This window comes from Mesorhizobium sp. M7A.F.Ca.CA.002.09.1.1 (genome assembly GCF_003998555.1).
GTDB classification, from domain to species: domain Bacteria; phylum Pseudomonadota; class Alphaproteobacteria; order Rhizobiales; family Rhizobiaceae; genus Mesorhizobium; species Mesorhizobium ciceri.
In genome coordinates this window covers 1-780 of the sequence record NZ_RZRR01001431.1, presented here as the reverse complement: position 1 = coordinate 780, position 780 = coordinate 1, and the positions used below count along the sequence as shown (strand labels likewise).

Annotated in this window: 2 protein-coding genes; both read left to right on the top strand. The window is 63.5% G+C overall.

Going from position 1 to position 780, the window contains the following annotated elements; all coding sequences use genetic code 11:
• The coding region (locus tag EN994_RS33775; protein ID WP_127308277.1) for a hypothetical protein at nt 1–346 on the top strand (346 nt) is incomplete at its 5' end.
• A partial coding sequence (locus EN994_RS33770; protein WP_127308276.1) for a hypothetical protein occupies nt 346–780 on the top strand: 435 nt, incomplete at its 3' end. The genes EN994_RS33775 and EN994_RS33770, both read left to right, overlap by 1 nt.

The following is a 780-nucleotide window of genomic DNA, read 5'->3' as shown; positions in this document are numbered from 1 at the left end:
TCTGGAAGGCATCGAAGACGGCAACTGGTCGATCATTTTCGCCTTCGACTGGCTTGGCTCGTTCCCGCTCGCCGTGTTGACCGTAATGATCGGCGCGCTGTTGATCGTCGGCCCGGCGCTCTTTGTCGCCGAACGGTTCTCACTTCGAGGATGGTTCTACTTCGCCGCCACTGGTGCGATCACGTCCATTGCCTTTGGCGTATCCATGCCGCGCTCGGCCAGCAGCTTTGTCTTCAATCCGGGCTTTCTGGGTTTTCTCGCCACCGCCGGCATCGCCGCCGGTTGGATCTACTGGCTTCTGGCTGGACGCAGGTCCGGCACGGGCCGGAATCTGGGCCGGGATTGATGGCGCGTCTCGTCGGCTACCTCATCCGTTTCACCGTCATCCTGTTCGGCTATGCCGTCGCCTCGCTGGCGGCGAGCGCCTTCCTCAACATCCTGTTCCTGGCATCGCTCGGCTACACGCCGGAGCATGCGCATCCGACGGCGACGGCTTCCCTGTATTTTTCAATTCCCTTCGCCGCCCTGTTCGTCGCCTATTTCGCCCTGATGCCGGCCTCTGTCGTCATCCTGCTTGCCGAAATCCTGGGCCGGCGCGACTGGCTGTTCTATGCGCTGGCGGGCGCGGTGGTTGCCGGTGTTTTCCTCGGGCTTGCCGACCACAGCGGTGACACCGCCTTCGCCGTCAGGGACACCAGCGCCATCATGGCCGTGATCGGCAGCGGCATGGTCGGTGGTATCTTTTACTGGCTCAGCGCCGGGCGCTGGGCCGCAAGCTGG